Genomic DNA, 17,490 nt, shown 5'->3' with positions numbered 1-17,490 from the left:
GCGGCTACGCGGTGAGGTCGGCGCGCAGCACGTCGGCCGCGGCGGTCGCCGGCTCGGTGCCCGCGAGCACGGCCGTGACCGCCGGGGCGTACCGCGCGATCGTCGTCCCGACCTCCTCGAGCGCGGCGACGACGAGCCCGACGAGCGCGTCGTCGGGCGGCTCCACCTCACCCAGCGCGAGCGCGTGCCGGGCGCTGACCACCCCCGTGCGCGTGTCCAGGTCGAGCGTCGCGACGAACAGGTCGCTCGTGGCCCGCACCACGAGGTCGGCTACCCGCGCACGCTCGTCGGACGGGACGCGGTGCAGGTGGGAGGCGTACAGCGTGACGGTGCGCGCCGCGGGACGGACGACGACGAGCACGGGTGCGCCGTCGCCGTCGCGGACGTCGAGCGTGCGCGCCGCAGCGTCGGGCACGACGTCGCGGCCGGCGTCGACGAAGGCCGCGACGACCCGCGCGTAGAACAGGTCGTCCTCGGTCAGCCCGCTCACGCGCCGCCCCGGTGCGACCCGATCGACGGGGCACCGGCACCCACGGGCTGCTTCGCGCCGCTCTTCGCGGCGCTCTCCTCGGCCTTCTTCGCCCTGAGCGCGTCGCGCAGGAACGCGACCCACTCGGGGCTGTTGCGCCGGGGCGTGCGGGTGAGCTCGGCCTCGATCTCGGCGGCGGTGATGGTGTCGGAGAACTGCTTCATCTCGACCGGCGTCGCGTCGAGCTTGAGCTCGTGGCTGCCGACCGCGCACGCGACGCCCTGCGGCAGCGCCTCGACCCCCTCGGCGTAGGCCTGCGTGCGGTTCTTGAGCTTCTGGCGCTTCTCGCTGCTGAGCGTCATCCGCAGCTGCCAGAAGATGCCGCGGTCGGACTTCTGGTTCGCGCCCAGCCCGCCCTTGCCGGCCAGGTCGTTGCGCTGGGTGCGCAGGTCGCCGGACTCCTGCCAGGCGTCCTTGAGGGCGCCGCCCTTGCCGGCGACCGCGTCGACCTGCGACTTCAGGTCGTCGTAGACGCTCTGCGGGTCGGACTCGACGTCCATGCCCGCGAGCACCGCGGCGCGCACCTTGAGCAGCAGGCCGTCCTCGGAGCCGCTGTCGTCGCCCGCGTTCGGGTTGTTCGGGTCGAACGGGGTCAGCGGCTTGGGCTTGATCTGCGCGAGGTAGTCCTTGGTGATCGGCTTGCCCTCGATCCGGTAGTTGCCCAGGAACGCGATCGCGACCGCGTCGCCCTGCGCGGCCCGCATGATCAGGCCGTCCACCGCCATCTTCGGGTGCTTCTTGAGCTCGTCCTCGGCCGCGCCCTCGAGGTGCTGCACCGACGACTCCTTCTCGGCGCGCTTGGCCTGCGCGGCGAGCACCTTGTCGGCGATGTAGTGGCCCAGGTCGTGGAGCTTGTTGACCACCGCGGCGGAGGCCTTGATCGCGGCCGGGATGCCGAACCCGCCCGCGCTCGCGACCTGGGCGATGGAGAGGCTGAAGTCGAGGATCGAGGCGCCCAGCCACCAGCAGTTCTTCTCGAGCTGCTTGGTGTAGACCTGCGAGACCTTCATGAGCGGGTAGACCGCCACGTTCACCTTGTCGGTGGAGCCGGCGCGCGCCTCGAAGAGCGTGTTGTCGGTCTCGCGCTGCCGCATGCCCGTCGTCGCCACGTCGGTGACGCCGCTGACCATGGCGAGCGCGGCGGTGGCGATGTCGAGGCCGGGGATCACCGACTTCACGCCGGCGGCCACCCCGCCGTCGATGGTCTTGGCGAGGTTGGCGGTCTCCTTGGCTGCCGTGACCAGCCCGCTGAGGGCGGCGGAGCCGGACTTGGCGGCCTTGAGGCCCTCGTAGGGGTCCTTGGTCTTCCAGGACGCCTCGATCTGCTGCGCCATGCCGAGCGCCGACTGCACCGCGCCGATGAGCGAGGTGAGGATCGCCGTGACGTTGCCGATGCCCTCCTTCGCCTTGGTCGCGTCGGAGGTCGGCAGGTCCTTCTCGACGATGTCGCGCTGGCCCTTCGTGCGCATGGAGTCGGCCTTGGCGCCGCTCGTGTACGCCGCGCCGACGCCCAGGGGGTCCAGGAAGCCGGGCACGGGCGACTTGGGATCCTTGTCGCCGTCCTTGGGCAGGTCCTTGCGGAGCTCCTTGTCCTGCCCGCTGCCGATCTTGCCCGCGATGCCGCCGCCGACCTTGTCGACCGCCTTCGTCGCGTAGCCGCCGTACGTGCCCACCTTCTCCATCGCGTCGCTCGCGCCCTTGCCCACGGGCGCCTGCTCCTGCTGCTGCGGTCCGACGCGCTGGGTCGGGTCGAGCAGCATGAGGTTGGCCTGCACGTTGGCCGCGTCCCGGTCGGCCTGCCGCTTGCGCGCCTTCCCGCGCTCCGCCGCGGCGGCCCACGCGGCCATGTCGAGCGGCCCGTCCTTGGGCGGCACGTCGGCCAGGACCTTGGCGTCCACGCTCGCCAGCACCTTCTCGCGCGCCTCGTCGGTCGCGAGGACCTCGCTCGCCTCGGGGTCGGCCGCCATGAGGTCCGCGAGCTCGACGACCATCCGGTCGTAGAGCACCTCGACCTTCTTGGGCAGCATGCGCTCCTTCGTCGTCGCCTCGTCGACCGCTGCCGCGGACTCGCCCGCCGCGGCCTCGCCGCGGACCTGACGGACCTGGGCGACGAGCACCTCGGCGTCGGTCTCGCGCGCGGGGCGCACGTGCGTGAGCTGGGGGAACTCGACGTACCAGACCTGCTTGTAGGCGAGCTTGGCGCGCTGGGCGTCGGAGCCGCCGAGCTTCTTGTCCCGCATCTCGGCGAACACCTCGACCTCGCGGGCCCGCGCGGTGTCCATGAGCTTGTACAGGTCGGTCATCTGCGCGCCCGCACCGGACGTGAGCTGCGTGAACGTGCCGTTCGCGGTGGTCTGCGTGGTGCCGGCGGTGTCCGGCCCGGTGCCCGAGTACAGGTCCTCCTGCATCTGGGCGCGGCCCGCGACCCCGACCTCGCGCGACTCGGAGAGCTGCTTCTTCTCGGACTTCTCCGTGAGCTTGCTCTGCTTGACGGCCTGCGCCTTGGCCTTCTCGTCCGCCTTGGCCTTCTCCTGCGCGGCCTGCTCCTCGGGCGTCTTCTTCTTGCTCCACGGCCAGCGGCGGACGGTGGCCGGCCCCTCCTGCACCACGTGGGCGATCTCGTGCGCCAGGACCTTCTCGCCGTCCGCGGAGCCCGGCGCGAAGCGACCGGCACCGAAGAAGATGTCCGAGCCCGTGGTGAACGCCTCGGCGGAGACGGCGGCGGACAGCCCTGCGGCCTCCGGGCCGTCGTGCACGCGCACGTGCCCGAGCCCGGTGCCGAACGCCGTCTCCATGCGCCGCCGGACCGCGCCCGGCAGCGGCGCCCCGCCGCCGCGCCGCGACTCGATGCGCCGGCTCGTCGCCGCGTCCAGGTCGCCGCCCTCGAGCCCGACGCTCGCGGCGGGTGCGGTGTCTGTGTCTGTGGCTGCGGCTGTGGTTGTGTCTGTGCGTGTGTCTGTCGAGCGACGCAGGTGTCCGCACCCCGGGTCGTGCCGGTGCGCGTCGGGCTCGCTCGCGTCGCCCGTGCCGTCCGACGACGAGCGCAGCCGGCCCAGCGCGCGGTCCGCGAGCTCGTCGGCGGCGCGCTCGGCCGGGTCCGCCGCGTGCCCGACGGTCAGGCCGGCGGCCGGCGGGCTCGCCAGACCGGGGACCGCAGCGGGCGCGAGCGCGCTCGGCACCGCGCGGCGGACGGGCTCGACCTCGGGCGCGGCGACGGGTGCCGCCTGCTCCGTCGTCGCGACGGGGACGCGTGCGTGGTGCGAGCTCATGCGGGCCTCCGGGGGAACGGGCCGGTCGCGCGGACGCGCTGACCCACGTCCGTCGAGGCCCAGCCTGGCGCGGCCACCGCCCGTCCGGCATCGGCAATCGCTACGCAGGTGCCACGGTTCACCCGGATGCGCAGGTCAGGCGGGCTCGGGCCAGTCCGGGTGGCCGACGCGGCGGCCCAGCTTGGCGATCTCGCGGTCCGCGGCGGTGCGCACGTCGCGCATGCCGACCGAGCGGCGCTCGGCGACCGCGTCGTACGCGGCGGCGAGCACGATGTTGCGGATGTCGCCGCCGGCGAGCTCGAGCGCGCGGGCCAGCAGCGGGACGTCGACGGGGTCGGCGGGGTCCGTCGTCGGCAGCTGGTCCAGGTGGTGCTGCCAGAGCCGGGCGCGCGTGGCCTCGTCGGGGTCGGGGAAGTGGACCATGAAGTGCAGGCGCCGCGCGAAGGCGGGGTCCAGGTTGCCGCGCAGGTTGGTCGCCAGGATGGTCACGCCCTCCGACGCCTCCATGCGCTGCAGCAGGTAGGAGACCTCCTGGTTGGCGTAGCGGTCCCGCGCGTCGTTGACCGCCGAGCGGGAGCCGAACAGCGAGTCCGCCTCGTCGAAGAAGAGCACGGCACCGAGCGACTCGGCCTGGCCGAACACCCGCTCGAGGTTCTTCTCCGTCTCGCCGATGTACTTGTCCACCACCGCGGACAGGTCCACCTGGAACAGGTCCGCCCCGAGCGAGTCGGCCAGGACGTGCGCCGCGAGCGTCTTGCCGGTGCCCGGGCTGCCGCTGAACAGCGCGGAGATGCCGGTGCCCTTGCCGCCCTTGCCGTGCAGGTCGCCGAGCGCCAGCACGTCGTCGCGGTCCCGCACCCAGCCCACCAGCCGCTCGACCTCGCGCCGGGTCCGGTCCGGCAGCACCAGGTCGTCCAGGCTCGCGGGCGTGCCCGACGAGCGGGCGCGCGACGACCCGCTGGTGGACAGCCGGCGGGCGGCCGCGCGGACCGTCGTCGCGTCCGGTGCGTCCTGCCCGACGAGCGCCGCGTCCGCGACCGCACGGCGCGCGACGGTGGTGATCTGCTCGGGCGTCAGGCGCAGGGCGAGCACGTCCCGCGTCGCGACGCCCGGCCCCAGCAGCCGGTCCCACTGCGCGGCGCGGTCGGTGGTGGTGAGGCGGCCGGCCTGCACCGACGGCGGCAGGGGCAGCCCCCAGTGGGCGTCCCACGCGCCGCGGCCGACCGCGACCACGGGCACCGCGGCGCGGTCGGTCTCGACCAGGTGGGGGCCGGCCAGGTGGGCGCCCGCGAGCACCAGGACGGCGCCCGTGAGGCCCGCCTCCAGCACCAGGTCCCGCACGGCGGCGCGCACGACGAGCGGGTCGAGCGGCGCGGCCGGCGTGGCGGGCAGCCGCTCCAGGTCGGCGACCAGCACGTCGACGTCGAGCGCGCGGCACGCGCCCACCGCGACCGCGCTGCCCGCCGTGCCGAGCGGCGCGTGCACCCAGACCAGGGGCTCGCCCGCCGCGAGCGCGGCCGTGACCTCCTCGACCCCGGGCGCGTCGGCGGGGACGGGGTCGACGAGCAGGCGGTCCACGCCGGGCGGCGGCGTCAGCACGCCCAGGAGCCGGGCGGAGACGCGGTCCGGCAGGCGCAGCCGCCGGGCGGTGAGGGCGTCGTCGCCGTCGAGCTCGAGCAGACCCGTGCGGCGCAGCCGGCCGGCGGCGTCGAGGAGCGCGCGCGCGGCGGGGTCGGCGACCGAGCGGCCCGCGAGCTCGAGCGCGAGCGCGACGGTGGGGCGCGCGGCGCCCGTGTCGCCCGAGAGCAGGCCGGTCAGCAGGTGGCCCGACGGGTGCACGTCGGGCAGCTGCGCCACCGCCAGGACCTCGGCCTGGGTGCCGGTGAGGCCGAACAGGTCGGCGACCTCGGCCAGGGCGACGTCGGTCGCCCCGAGGCCTGCTGCGTCCGCCTGGAGCGCCGCGAGCGCGTCGGCGAGCGCGGGCTGCGGCGCGCCCAGCGCGCTGCGCCGGCCGACCGCGGTGGCCAGCGCGGCGCGCACGCGGGCCGCGGCGCCGGACCGGGGGTCGGCGCCCTCGGGGGTCGCCGTCCGCTCGTCGGGCCGGGCGCTGGTCTCGTCGGGCACCGCGCTGGTGGTCATGCGGGAACGGTACGCACGCCCGGCCGGGCGAACATCGGTAGCGATTACCGATGCTCGCGCCCGCGCGTGCGCCGTAGCGTTCGGAGCCCTGGCACGCCAGGCGCCGTTCGCGCGCGGGAAGGTCGCCGCCGAGGAACGCCGAAAGGGGGAGGGCGCTGATGCTGATCCCCACCATCGACGACGGGCTCGAGCGACTGCTGCGCGCGACCCTCCCGCTGCCGGTCGACACCGGTGACGTGTCCTTCGACCCGCCGTCGAGCACGTGGTCGGCCACGGTCAACCGGCTCACCGTGAACCTGTTCCTGTACCAGGTCAGCCGCAGCCCGCAGCCGCCCCGGCCCGCGCAGTCCCGGCCCGGTGCCGACGGCCGCGTCGAGCGCCGCTTCGCGCTGCCGATGGTCGAGCTGAGCTACCTGGTGAGCGCCTGGGCGGGCGCGCCCCGCGACGAGCACTCGCTCCTGGGCGACGTCCTGACCCGGCTCCTGGCGCACCAGGTGCTGCCCGCCGAGCACCTGCAGCGGCCCCCGTCGTCGCCCGTCCAGCTCGCGCTCGCGGCAGACGACGTCAACCGTCCGCGCGAGCTGTGGTCCTCGCTCGGCGGGCACCTCAAGGCGTCCTTCACGCTGACGGTCACGGTCGCCGCGGACGCGTACGACTGGCAGGTCGCGCCCCCGGAGGTCGTCACCGTCGAGCCCGTCACCTCCCGGCTGGGCGCCCGCCCATGAGGGTCAGCAGCACCGTCGAGCGGCTGGACCTGCCGCCCGGCGGGACCGGTGTGGTGCCGCTCGAGGTCGTCAACACCTCGGCGGTCATCGAGTCCCTCTCGGTGCGCGCACTGGGGGTGCCCGAGGCGCAGGTGCGCGCCGAGCCGCCCGCGCTCGCGCTGTTCCCGGACGCGGCCGGCGCGCTCACGCTGACGGTCGGGCTGCCGGAGACGTTCCCCGCCGGGACCTACCCCGTGACGTTCGTCGTGAGCGGTCACGCCGCGGGCGGGCGCGAGGCGTACCACGACGTCGACATCGTGGTCCCGGCGCACCCGCACGTCCGGCTCGACGCGACCCCGTCGGTGGTCCGCACGCGCGGGCGCGCGGGCTTCCCCGTCGAGGTGCGCAACGACGGCAACGTCCCGCTCGACGTCGCGCTGCGCACGGCGGCACGGGACCGCACGGTGCGCTCCAGCGTCGTGCCGTCGACGCTCACCGTGCCGCCGGGCGCGGTGGCTACCGCGACCGTGCTGGTGCGCGGCCCGCGCCAGCTGCTCGGCTCCGACCAGGACCGGCCGGTCACCCTGCTCGCGGAGGCGCCCGGCGCGCAGGGGTCGCTCGACCTGGTGCTGCGCCAGCGGTCCACGTTCAGCCGCGGCCTGGTCACCGCGCTGGTGCTGCTCGCGATCATCCTGCTGTGGGCGCTCGCGTTCCTGCTCGGGATGCGCCAGGTGCTCGGCACGGACCCGTACACCAAGGTCGCGCCCGCGTCGTTCTTCGCGGCGGCGCCGGCCGAGGGCGCGGCGCCCGCCGAGGGCACGGCTCCCGTCGACGGCCCCGCGCCCTCGGGCGCGCTGCCCAAGGACGGCCCGCTGCCTGCCGGCGTGGGCGCGACGCTCACCGGGACCGTCCGCGGCGCGGCGGACGACGAGGGGGTCGGCCGGCTCACCGTGGTCGCGCTGCGGCACGGCCGCGACGGCCTCGTCGAGGTCTCGTCGGCCGCGACGCAGGCCGACGGGACGTACACGATGTCCGGCCTGTTCCCCGGGGGCTACCTGCTGCGGGTGCAGGCCGAGGGGTACGACGAGGCGTGGCACCCGTCCGCCCGCTCGGAGGCCGGCGCGAAGGAGGTGACCGCGGTCGCGAGCGAGGTGACCGACGGCGCCGACCTCGTCGTGACCGGCGACCCCGCGACCCTGTCCGGGACGGTCGAGACGGGCGACCCGGACGACGATGTGACGGTCGAGGTGACCGCGCGCCCGAGCTGGAGCGGCGCGGACCCGACGCAGCTGTGGGAGACCACCGCCGACGCGTCCGGCGCGTACACGTTCACCGACCTGCCCGCGCCGGGGACCTACGAGCTCACGTTCGTGGCGGAGGGGTACGTGCCGAGCACGACGACCGAGCGCGTGCTGGGCGGGCAGGAGCGGTTCGCGCTCGACGTGCGGCTGGGCGCGGGCACGGGCGCGATCTCCGGCACGGTGACCGACGGCTCGTCGGCCCTCGGCGGCGTCACCGTCTCGACGACCATCGCCGGCAAGACGGTCGAGGTCGGCACGCCGACCGTCGGCGAGGTCGGCACGTTCGTGCTGCCCAACCTCCCGACGCCCGGCACGTACGTCCTGACGTTCAGCAAGGACGGCTTCAGCACGACGACCGCGGTGGTGGACCTGGGCCCGGGCGAGCTGCGCACGGACCTGGCCGTCGCGCTCGCGGGCGGCACGGGCACCGTGACCGGCCGTGTGCTCTCCTCGGGCGGCGACGGGCTGGGCGGCGTCGAGATCACCGTCGGCGGCGCGTCCGGCGGCCTGTCGACGACGAGCCTGACGGCCGGCGACGTCGGCGCCTTCACGCTCACCGGGCTGGAGGCCGGCTCGTCGGTCACCCTGACGTTCAGCAAGGCGGGGTACGTCGCCGTGACCCTCCCGGTCACCATCCCAGCGGACGGCCCGGCGGATCCCGTCACCGCCACGCTGTCCTCCGCGCTCGGCGGCCTCGAGGGACGGGTCACGCGGGCCGGCTCGGGGCTCGTCGGCGCGACCGTCTCCGCGACCGACGGCGCCACGGTGCACACCACCACGACGACCGCGGGCGACGGCGGCTCGGAGGCGGGCCGCTACGTCCTGCCGGACCTGCCGGTCGGCGTCTACACGGTGACGGTCACCGTCGACGGTCAGGTGGTCGCGACGACGGTCGCCACGGTGACCGGCGGCGGCCGCGTGACGTGCGACGTCCGGGTGGGGGGCTGACGTGCGCGTCGACGTGGAGCCGCGGCGGGCGGTCGCCTCCTCCGGGTCGCCCGTGACCCTGGTGGTCACGGTCAGCAACCCCAGCGAGCTCATCGCGGGCTACGACGTCCGGGTGCTCGGCGCGGACCCGTCCTGGGTGCGGGTCGACCCGCCCGACCTGCGCCTGTTCCCCGGCGAGACGAGCGCGGTCGCCGTCACGGTCACGCTGCCCGAGGGCGTCCCCGCGGGCGACCGACGGTTCGCGGTGCAGGTGCGCGACGTCGCGGACGCCTCGCTGGTGGCCGTCGAGGAGGTCGTGCTCGACGTGCCGGCCGCGTCCCGGGCCACGGTCACCCTGGACCCGCCGACGGTCACCGCGGGCTCGGCCGCCGTGTTCTCCGTGCTGGTGCACAACGCCGGCAACACCGTGCAGCACGGCCGCGTGGTGGCGCGCGACCCGGAGGCGCGCACCGCGTTCCGGTTCACCCCGGCCCAGTTCAGCCTCCCGCCCGGGAGCAGCGTCTCGCTCGCCCTGCAGGCGCGCGCCAAGCGGCCGTGGCTCGGCGACCCGGTGCTGCGGCCGTTCGAGCTGCGGCTCGACGGACCGCTGGCGCCGCCCCCGGACAGCCCGCCCGCGGCGGCCGGCGTCTTCGTGCAGAAGCCGCGCCTGGCGCGCGGGCTGCTCGGTCTCCTGGGGCTCCTGCTCGCGGTCACGGTGTTCGCCGTCGTGATCACGATCGCGCTGAGCTCGGTCGTGGGGCGCTCGGCGGCCGACCGCGACCTCGCGCTCCAGGTCGCGCAGGCGCGCCAGGACACCACGGCCACGGGGACGTCCTCGCTCGCCGGCTCGGTGGTCGACATCTCGACCGGCGCGGTGGTGCCGGACGTCTCGGTCGAGGCGTTCGGCGCGGACCCGGCGGCGCCCCTGCTGACCACCGCGACCGCCGAGGACGGCACATTCGTCCTGGCCCGGCTACCCGCGGGCGACTACACGCTGCGCGTGAGCGGTGCGGGCTTCGACGAGACCTGGTACCCGGCCGCGCCGACCCAGGCCGACGCGGTGCCGGTCACCGTCGCGGTCGACCAGGCCGTGACCGGCCTCGCGGTGGTCGTCGGCGGCGTCCCCGCGACGGTGAGCGGCGAGGTCGAGGGCGACGACGTCGCGGGCGCGACCCTGACCGTGCAGATGCCCCTGGACACCGGCGCGCTCGAGGGCGTGGTGCCCACCGAGCCCGGTGAGGCGCCGTCGACCTCCGGCGCCGAGGGCGCGGTGGTGCGCAGCGTGCCGATCGGCGCCGAGGGCACGTTCGAGGTCCCGGACCTGCCGTCGCCCGGGGTGTTCGACCTGGTGGTCACCAAGGAGGGCTTCGCGAGCACCGTGCAGCGCGTCGACGTGGCCGCCGGCGAGGACCGCACGGGCATCGAGCTGGCGCTGCTGCAGGGCGACGGGTCGATCGCCGGGTCCGTCACCGGGTTCGACGGCGGGATCGGCGGCGCCACCGTGGTCGCGACGAGCGGGCAGGTGGTGGTCGAGACCGTGACGCTCACGCAGGACCAGGTCGGGTCGTTCGTGCTGCGCGGGCTGCCGACGCCCGGCACCTACACCGTCGTCGTGCAGGCCGACGGCTACGCGCCCGCCACGCAGAACCTCACCCTCACCGCCGGCCAGGCGCTCACGGGCGTCGCGGTGGTGCTCGGCCGCGACGAGGCGACGCTCGGGGGCCGGGTGAGCGTGCCCGGCGGCGACGCGAGCGGGGTGTCGGTGACCGTCACGGACGGCGCGCTGACCCTGCAGACCGTCACGCAGTCGACCGACCCGGTCGGCACGTGGTCGCTGTCCGGGCTGCGGGTCCCGAGCACGTACACGGTGACGTTCGCGCGCGCCGACCTGCAGTCGCAGGTCCTCTCGGTCGCCGTCGACGCGTTCGGCAGCGTGACGGCGGGCGCGCCCGCCGCGGACGCGGTCGACGCGACCATGCGGTCCGCGCGGGCGAGCGTGTTCGGCGTCGTCACCCAGCCGCCGGCGCTCGACGAGGACGCGGTGCCGGTCGGGAACGTCAAGGTCACGGTCAGCTCCGGCGCCGACGAGCGCGTGGTCTGGACCGCGTCCACCCCCGCCGACCAGGCCGGGTACTACGTCGTCGACGACCTGGACCCCGGGACCTACACCGTCACGTTCGCGCGGTCCGGCACGCGGGCGACCTCGGAGATCGTGGTGCTCGAGGCCGCCGAGCGGCGCGAGATCCCGATCGAGCTCGTCGCGCCGGCGAGCATCGGCGGCCGCGTGACGACGAGCAGCGGGGGAGCGGGCGGCGTCGCGGTGCTGCTCTACCGCGCGTCGGAGTACGGCACGGCCGCCGGCCCGGTGCGGACGACGACCGCCGACGAGGACGGGTACTACGCGTTCGACGACGTCGACGCCCCCGAGAACTACATCCTCGAGGTCCGCGTGACGCAGGACGGCGCCGTGCTGGCGACGTCGCGACCGCTGACGCTCGAGGCCAGCAAGCACGGGACCGTGAACATCCGGGTGCCCGCCACCTGACCGAACGACGACCTGACCGAACCACCTGACCGAACCACCACCTGACCGAACCACCACCTGACCGACCAGCCCCGCACCGAGCGACCGGAGGACACCATGGCCGAGGCCCCGCAGCGGCGCCGCCCTGCCGTGTCCCTGCTCGCCGAGCCGGGGGCGCACGCCGCGCCGGGCGCGGTCGCCACGCTGCGGGTGCACGCCCGCAACGTCGGCACCGGACCGCTCGACCTCGTCGTGACCGTGCTGGGCCTCGAGAGCGGCTGGCCGCCCGTGCCCGTCGCCGTGCCGGCGGTCCCCGCCGACGCGACCGTGACCGTCGAGCTGCCGGTGACGCCGCCGGTCGGCGCCGCCGGCGGTGACTACCCGTTCGTCGTGCAGGTCGAGTCCCGCGAGCCCGCGGGCGCTCGTCGGACCGCGTACGTGGACGCGACCGTGCACGTCGACGCGGCCTCCGACCTGGTCCTCACGGTCGAGCCCGCGGACGCGCGCGCCGTGCGCAGCCGTCGCGTGCAGGTGGTGCTCGCCAACACCGGGGACCGCCCGACGACGGTGCGGCTGGAGGCCCGGCCGGAGCCCGGCGACGTGCGGGTGGGCCTCGGGGCGCACCAGGTCGACGTGCCGCCGCACACGAGCGTGCGCATCCCCGCCCGCGCGTCGACCCGCCGGCCCCGGGTGCTGGGGCACGCGCGGCGCGGCGCCTACCACGTGACCGCGACCGGGACGCGGGCGCCGCAGCGGTTCGACGCGTCGTTCACGGCCCGGCCGCTGCTGCCCGGCGGCGCCCTCCGCGTGGTCGCGGTCATCGGCGTCGCGGTGCTGTGGATCGGGCTCGTCGCCGCCGCGCTGCCGTGGGTCTCGGGCCGGTTCGACGGGTCGGGGGACACCACGGCGGGCCGGACGACCGCGCCGGCCGACCCGGGCGACGACGGCACCGGGACCGACGGCGACGGGTCCGGCACCGGGACCGACGGCGACGGCTCAGGCGGCGGTGACAGTGACGGGTCCGGCGACGGCTCAGGCGACGGCGACGCGGGCGCCGACGCCGAGGGCGTGCGCGTCGCGGGCGCGGTGACGTCCAGCGACCCGTCCGGCGTGACGGTGCAGGTGATGCCCGCGGCGACGCTCGCGGACGGCGCGACGGCGTTCCCCGACGCGGGACCGGGCCAGGCGGTGCCCGTCGTCGCGACCGACGACACGCCGGTCGGCAAGGTCTCCTCCCTCGCGGTGCCCGTCGAGCGGTCCGACGAGGCGAGCGAGCGGCGCAGCACGGTGACGGGCGACGACGGGACCTGGGCCTTCGCGGGGCTCTCGGCGACCGGGCGCTACCTCGTCGTGCTCTCCAAGCCCGGCTACCAGACGGTGCGCTACTGGGTCACGGGCGCGCAGGCGGCCGCGGTGCCGCTCGAGGTCGCGCTCGAGCCCGGCCGGGGGCGCCTCTCGGGCGTCATCACGGGGCCGGACGGCGCGGCGGGCGGCGTCACCGTCACCCTCTCGGACGGCACGACGACGGTCACGACTCGGTCGGCCACCGAGGGCGACGTCGGGCGGTGGGAGGTGGACGGGCTGTCCACGCCGACGACCTACCTCGTCACGGCGTCCGCCGACCAGCTCGGCGCCCAGTCGCAGCTCGTGCGGCTCGACGCCGCGGGGTCCGCGTCGGTGGACCTGCGGCTGAGCGCGAGCGCGACGACGCTGAGCGGCTGGGTCACCGGCACCACGTCGACGGGCGGCGAGGGCGTGGGCCTGGGCGGCGTGACGGTCACGGCGACCCGCGGCGACCAGGCGCGCTCGGCCACGACCGTCACGGGCGACAACCCCGGCTCGTTCGTGCTGCCCGACCTCGCGGTGCCCGGGACCTACACGGTCACGGTCTCCGCCGACGGCTACGCGACCCAGACCCGCACGCTCCGGCTCACGGCGGCCACCGACCCGACGCTGCACCTGGCGCTGTCCTCGCTGGGCGGCACGGTCGACGGGTCGACGCGCGACGACGCCGGCGCGCCGCTCGCCGCGGTCGGCCTGACGCTGAGCGGTCCTGCCGGCACCTTCAAGACGATGTCCGCCTCGGACGGCCGGGGCTCGTTCCACCTCGACGGCATCCCGGCGGGCGACTACGTGCTGGCGGCGGAGTCGTTCGGGCACGAGCCCGCGTCCGCGCAGGTCAGCGTGCGCAGCGGGAAGAGCTCGCCGGTCGAGCTCGAGCTCGCGCGCCTCGAGGGCGACGGCCTCACGGCGACGGCGCACGTGCGGGGCCGGGTCACCGACGCGGGCACGGGCGCGCGCATCACGTGCGCGAACCTCGAGCCCGACGAGGAGTGCCTGGTCACCGTCACCACGACGGTCCGGCCGCCGGGCGAGGACCCGTCGACGCTCAAGGTGACCGCGAGCCCTGACGCGCCGTACGAGCTCCCGGCCGCGGGCGGCGGCGGGCTCTACCCGGGGCTGTACCACCTGCGGATCACGGTCCCCGGCTACGAGCCCGGCAGCGTGACCGTGCAGGTCCCGATGGGCGAGACCGTCGAGGCGGCGACCGTCGCGCTCTACCCCTCGCCGTCGATCGTGGGCTCGGTCTCGGCGCGCGTCGGCGTGGTGCCGGCGGGGACGTGCGTCGTCGCGGTCGACCGCGGAGCGGACGCGCCGGGCGACGACCCGTGCACCGAGGGCGACGTCGCCGGGTCCTGCGCGAGCGACGCGGGCGCCTGCGCCTTCCTCGGGGTGAACGGCGGGTACGAGATCAACCGCCTCTCGTCGGGCGCGTACGACGTGTACGTGGTGCCGCCGGCCGGGAGCGAGTTCGTGCGGCCCGACAAGGTCACCGCGACGCTCACGCCCGGCGACGTGCGCCGGGTCGACTGGACGCTGGACCGCCTCGGCGTGCTGTTCGTCAACGTGCTCGCGTCGACCTCGACCGGCTCGGTCCTGCCCGCCGAGGGCGCGCAGGTCTGGGTGGTCGACGCGGACGGCGACGCGTCCGCCAAGGTGACGGCCAACAAGCAGGGGCTGGCCCGCATCCCGTCCCTCGGCTCGGGGATCTACCGCGTCGAGGCGCGTCTCGGCTCGTCCACGGGCGACCAGGGGAACGTCTCGGTCGGCCTGAACCAGGAGATCCAGACGCAGGTGGTGCTGTCCTCGCCCGTCGGCGGGGTCGAGGGCACGGTGGTGACCTACCTGGGCGCCGGGGTGCCGAGCCCCGTCGCGCAGGCGCTGGTCACGGTGTCCGGCGCGGTCGGGTACGACGGGCTGACGCCGCTGCGGGACACGGCCGGCCCGTTCGAGACCGAGAGCGACGGCAGCTTCCGGGTGTGCACCGTCCGGCCCTGCACGGGAGGCGGCGGCACCATCTACCTGCCGCTGATCCAGTCGCAGATGGACGTCACGGTGAGCAGGACCGGCTACCGGACGTACCAGGCGAGCGACGTCTCGACGCTGGACCCGCTGCTGATCGAGCTGCAGCCTGAGGGTCGGCACTTCACCGGCTCCATCGCGTTCGACCCGGCGTCGGTGCCGGCCAACGCGAGCCAGCTCCGGTTCGACGTGGTCACCGCGCCGCCCGGCACGGGCCAGATCTCCGTGACCCGCTCGGGCTCCGCGCTCCTGTGGTCCGACTCGGCGCAGGCCGAGGACCCGCTCGGCGGCCGGCTGATCCGTCCCGGCCACTACGAGCTGGTCGCGTCCCTGCCGGGGTACACCAGCGACACGGTGGAGTTCGACGTGCCGACGGCCCCCGAGGCCGTGCCGCCCGTGGCCTTCTCCCTGGTCCAGGACGGGCAGCTGCGGCTCTCGCTCGTGACCGCGGACGGCGCCGACGACGGGGCCGACCCGGACCGGGTCGAGAACGCGACCGTCACCGTCCACCGCACGGGGGCGACGACGACGCTCGACACCCCGCCCGGGTCCAACGTGGTCGACTTCGGCGCGGTCCCGGCCGGCTCCTACCGGGTCGAGGTGCGCGCCGCGGGCTTCGAGCTCTTCGACGCGCAGGTCGCGGTCCCCGCGGGCAGCACCGCGGCCATCCCGGTGCTCGTCGAGCGGCTGGGCACGATCGTCGGACGGGTGCAGGCCGACGTGTACGGCACCCGGCGCGACGTCCCGGGCGCCGTCGTCACGGCGACCAAGGGCACCGAGGACTTCTCGGTGAGCTCCCCGACGGGTGCCTTCACGCTCACCGGCACCAAGGCCGAGCCCGGCCTGCGCCAGGGGACGTGGGACGTCGAGGCCGAGCTCGAGGGGTACACGCAGACCGCGCCGGTGCAGGTCGCGATCCCGGCCTCGTCGGCCGGCCCCGACGCCCTGACCCGGACCGCGGACGTCGTCATGCAGGCCCAGCCGGGCTCCGTGCAGGTCTTCGCGACCGACACCGCCGGCCCGGTCGACGGGCTGACGATGACGCTCACCTACCGGTCGGGCGACGTCGTCGTGCCGGCGATCAGCCCGACGTGCACGCCGACCTCCGCACCCTCGTCCACGTGTACCCCGACCGCGGGCGTGTACGTCTTCACGGCGCTCCAGCCGGTCACCTACACGCTGAACATCTCCGGCGAGGGCGTCGCGCCGCTCGTCGTGCCGGTCACCGCGATCGCGGGCGACGTGCGGCAGATCGACGTGTCGATCACGGCCCCCGGCGCCGGCGTCCAGGGGTCGGTGACCCAGCAGAACGCGGACGGCACCTCGGTCCCGCTCGACGGCGAGACCGTGCGCCTGCTCGCGCAGGGCGCGGACCCGGACACCGCGACCGAGACCACCACGGTGGACGGCCGCTACGAGTTCACGCGCGTGCCGGCAGGCACCTACACGATCTCGGTGGAGACCGACGACGGGCTCTCCGCGCAGCGCACGCTGACGCTGCAGTCGGGCCAGACGCTCGTCGTCGACCTCGTCGTCTCCGAACGCACGTACTCCCTCACCGTGCGGGTGACGGCCACCGCGGGCGACCTCACAGGCGCCCTCGTCTCCATCACCGGCGGGAGCGTGACGCCCGCCGCCCAGCCCGTGGTGCGCACGGGCGCGGGCGTGTACGCGACGACGTTCGCGCAGATCCCGGCGGGTGACTGGACCGCGACGGTGAGCGGTCCGTCGGGTCACCTCGGCACGTTCGCCGAGGACGTGAGCGTGCCCGACGAGAACGTGGTCACCATCGCCGTCACCGAGACCCAGCTGGTGCTGCGGGCGACGAGCGCCGAGGCCGACGCGCCGGCGTCGATCACCGCGACCGTCGCGCCCCTCAGCGGGGCCGACGCGCGCAGCGTCGTGCTGCCGGTCGGCGGCGGCGACACCACGCTGTGGCTGCCTCGCACGGGCGCCAAGGTCACGGCGACCGCGGCGGGCTGGGACGTGACGATCTCCCCCGCGGCGACGACGACCGTGCCCGTGGGCGCCACGTTCCAGGTCGTCACCATCACGCTCTCCGCCCTGGCGACGGCCACGACGCTCACCGCGCCCGCGACGGTCGACCGCGGCGACCAGCTGTCGATGACCGCCGCGGTGACCTCCGGCGGGAACCCGGTCAGCACCGGCAGCGTGCGGCTGCAGCGCCTCGTGGCCGGTGAGTGGCAGAACCAGGGCGGGGCGGTCCAGCTCGACGGCGACGGCTCGGTCACGCTGACCGCGTCCACGACGTCCTGGCCGCTGGGCTCCGTGAGCCTGCGGGTGCTGTACGGCGGCAGCTCCGGCGTCGCGGCGTCGCAGTCCGGCACCGAGACGGTCACGGTGCGCGGCGCCACGACCACGGCGCTCGCCTGGGCGACCGGGACGCTCACGGCCACGGTCGAGGCCGCGGTCGGCTCGGCCGTGCCGACCGGCACCGTGCGCTTCGAGCTGCCGAACGGCAACGCGGTGCCGTCCTGCGGGAACGTCGCGGTCAACGCGTCGGGGGTCGCGACGTGCGCCTACGCCCAGCCCGCGGCCGCCACCGTGATCACCGCCGAGTTCACCGGCACCAACAGCTGGCTCGCCTCCGACGACGACGTGACGGTCCCCGCGGCACCGCCCGCGACCCCCTGACGCCGGGGCGCGGCCGGCCGATCGCGCGGTCCTCTGTGAGATCCGCGCTCCGTTCCCCGTACCGCGGTGACCTCCCGTC

7 protein-coding genes are annotated in these 17,490 nt (G+C 75.7%); 4 read left to right on the top strand and 3 right to left on the bottom strand.

Translation table 11 applies throughout. The features are described from left to right. Positions 1-4 precede the first annotated feature (4 nt). The 3 genes from KIN34_RS01775 to KIN34_RS01765 all read right to left on the bottom strand — a co-directional run bounded on the left by KIN34_RS01775 (position 5) and on the right by KIN34_RS01765 (position 5,937). Complete coding sequence (locus KIN34_RS01775) at positions 5-490, bottom strand: type III secretion system chaperone family protein (RefSeq protein ID WP_214345998.1); 486 nt, start codon at positions 488-490, stop codon at positions 5-7. After that, complete coding sequence (locus KIN34_RS01770) at positions 487-3,798, bottom strand: eCIS core domain-containing protein (RefSeq protein ID WP_214345997.1); 3,312 nt, start codon at positions 3,796-3,798, stop codon at positions 487-489. Before KIN34_RS01770 ends, KIN34_RS01775 begins: the two co-directional genes overlap by 4 nt. A gap of 135 nt (positions 3,799-3,933) precedes the next feature. Beyond that, complete coding sequence (locus KIN34_RS01765) at positions 3,934-5,937, bottom strand: AAA family ATPase (protein ID WP_214345996.1); 2,004 nt, start codon at positions 5,935-5,937, stop codon at positions 3,934-3,936. A 158-nt stretch (positions 5,938-6,095) separates the two neighbouring features. Between KIN34_RS01765 and KIN34_RS01760 the strand changes: the two genes are divergently transcribed. The 4 genes from KIN34_RS01760 (at position 6,096) to KIN34_RS01745 (ending at position 17,411) form a co-directional block, all read left to right on the top strand. Next, positions 6,096-6,662, top strand: a complete 567-nt coding sequence (locus tag KIN34_RS01760; protein ID WP_214345995.1) for a Pvc16 family protein — start codon at positions 6,096-6,098, stop codon at positions 6,660-6,662. Next, a complete protein-coding gene (locus KIN34_RS01755; RefSeq protein WP_214345994.1) occupies positions 6,659-8,890 on the top strand; it encodes a carboxypeptidase regulatory-like domain-containing protein in 2,232 nt (743 codons plus the stop codon). The genes KIN34_RS01760 and KIN34_RS01755 overlap by 4 nt, the downstream gene beginning before the upstream one ends. 1 nt (position 8,891) lies before the next feature. Continuing rightward, positions 8,892-11,414, top strand: a complete 2,523-nt coding sequence (locus tag KIN34_RS01750) for a carboxypeptidase-like regulatory domain-containing protein (protein ID WP_214345993.1) — start codon at positions 8,892-8,894, stop codon at positions 11,412-11,414. A 96-nt stretch (positions 11,415-11,510) separates the two neighbouring features. After that, positions 11,511-17,411 carry a carboxypeptidase regulatory-like domain-containing protein gene (locus tag KIN34_RS01745; RefSeq protein ID WP_214345992.1) on the top strand — a complete coding sequence of 1,967 codons (5,901 nt, stop codon included), beginning with the start codon at positions 11,511-11,513 and terminating at the stop codon, positions 17,409-17,411. Positions 17,412-17,490: the final 79 nt, after the last annotated feature.

This window comes from Cellulomonas fulva (assembly GCF_018531375.1).
Lineage (GTDB): Bacteria > Actinomycetota > Actinomycetes > Actinomycetales > Cellulomonadaceae > Cellulomonas > Cellulomonas fulva.
Note: the sequence above shows the minus strand (reverse complement) of the source record. Positions and strands in the feature narration are given on the sequence as shown.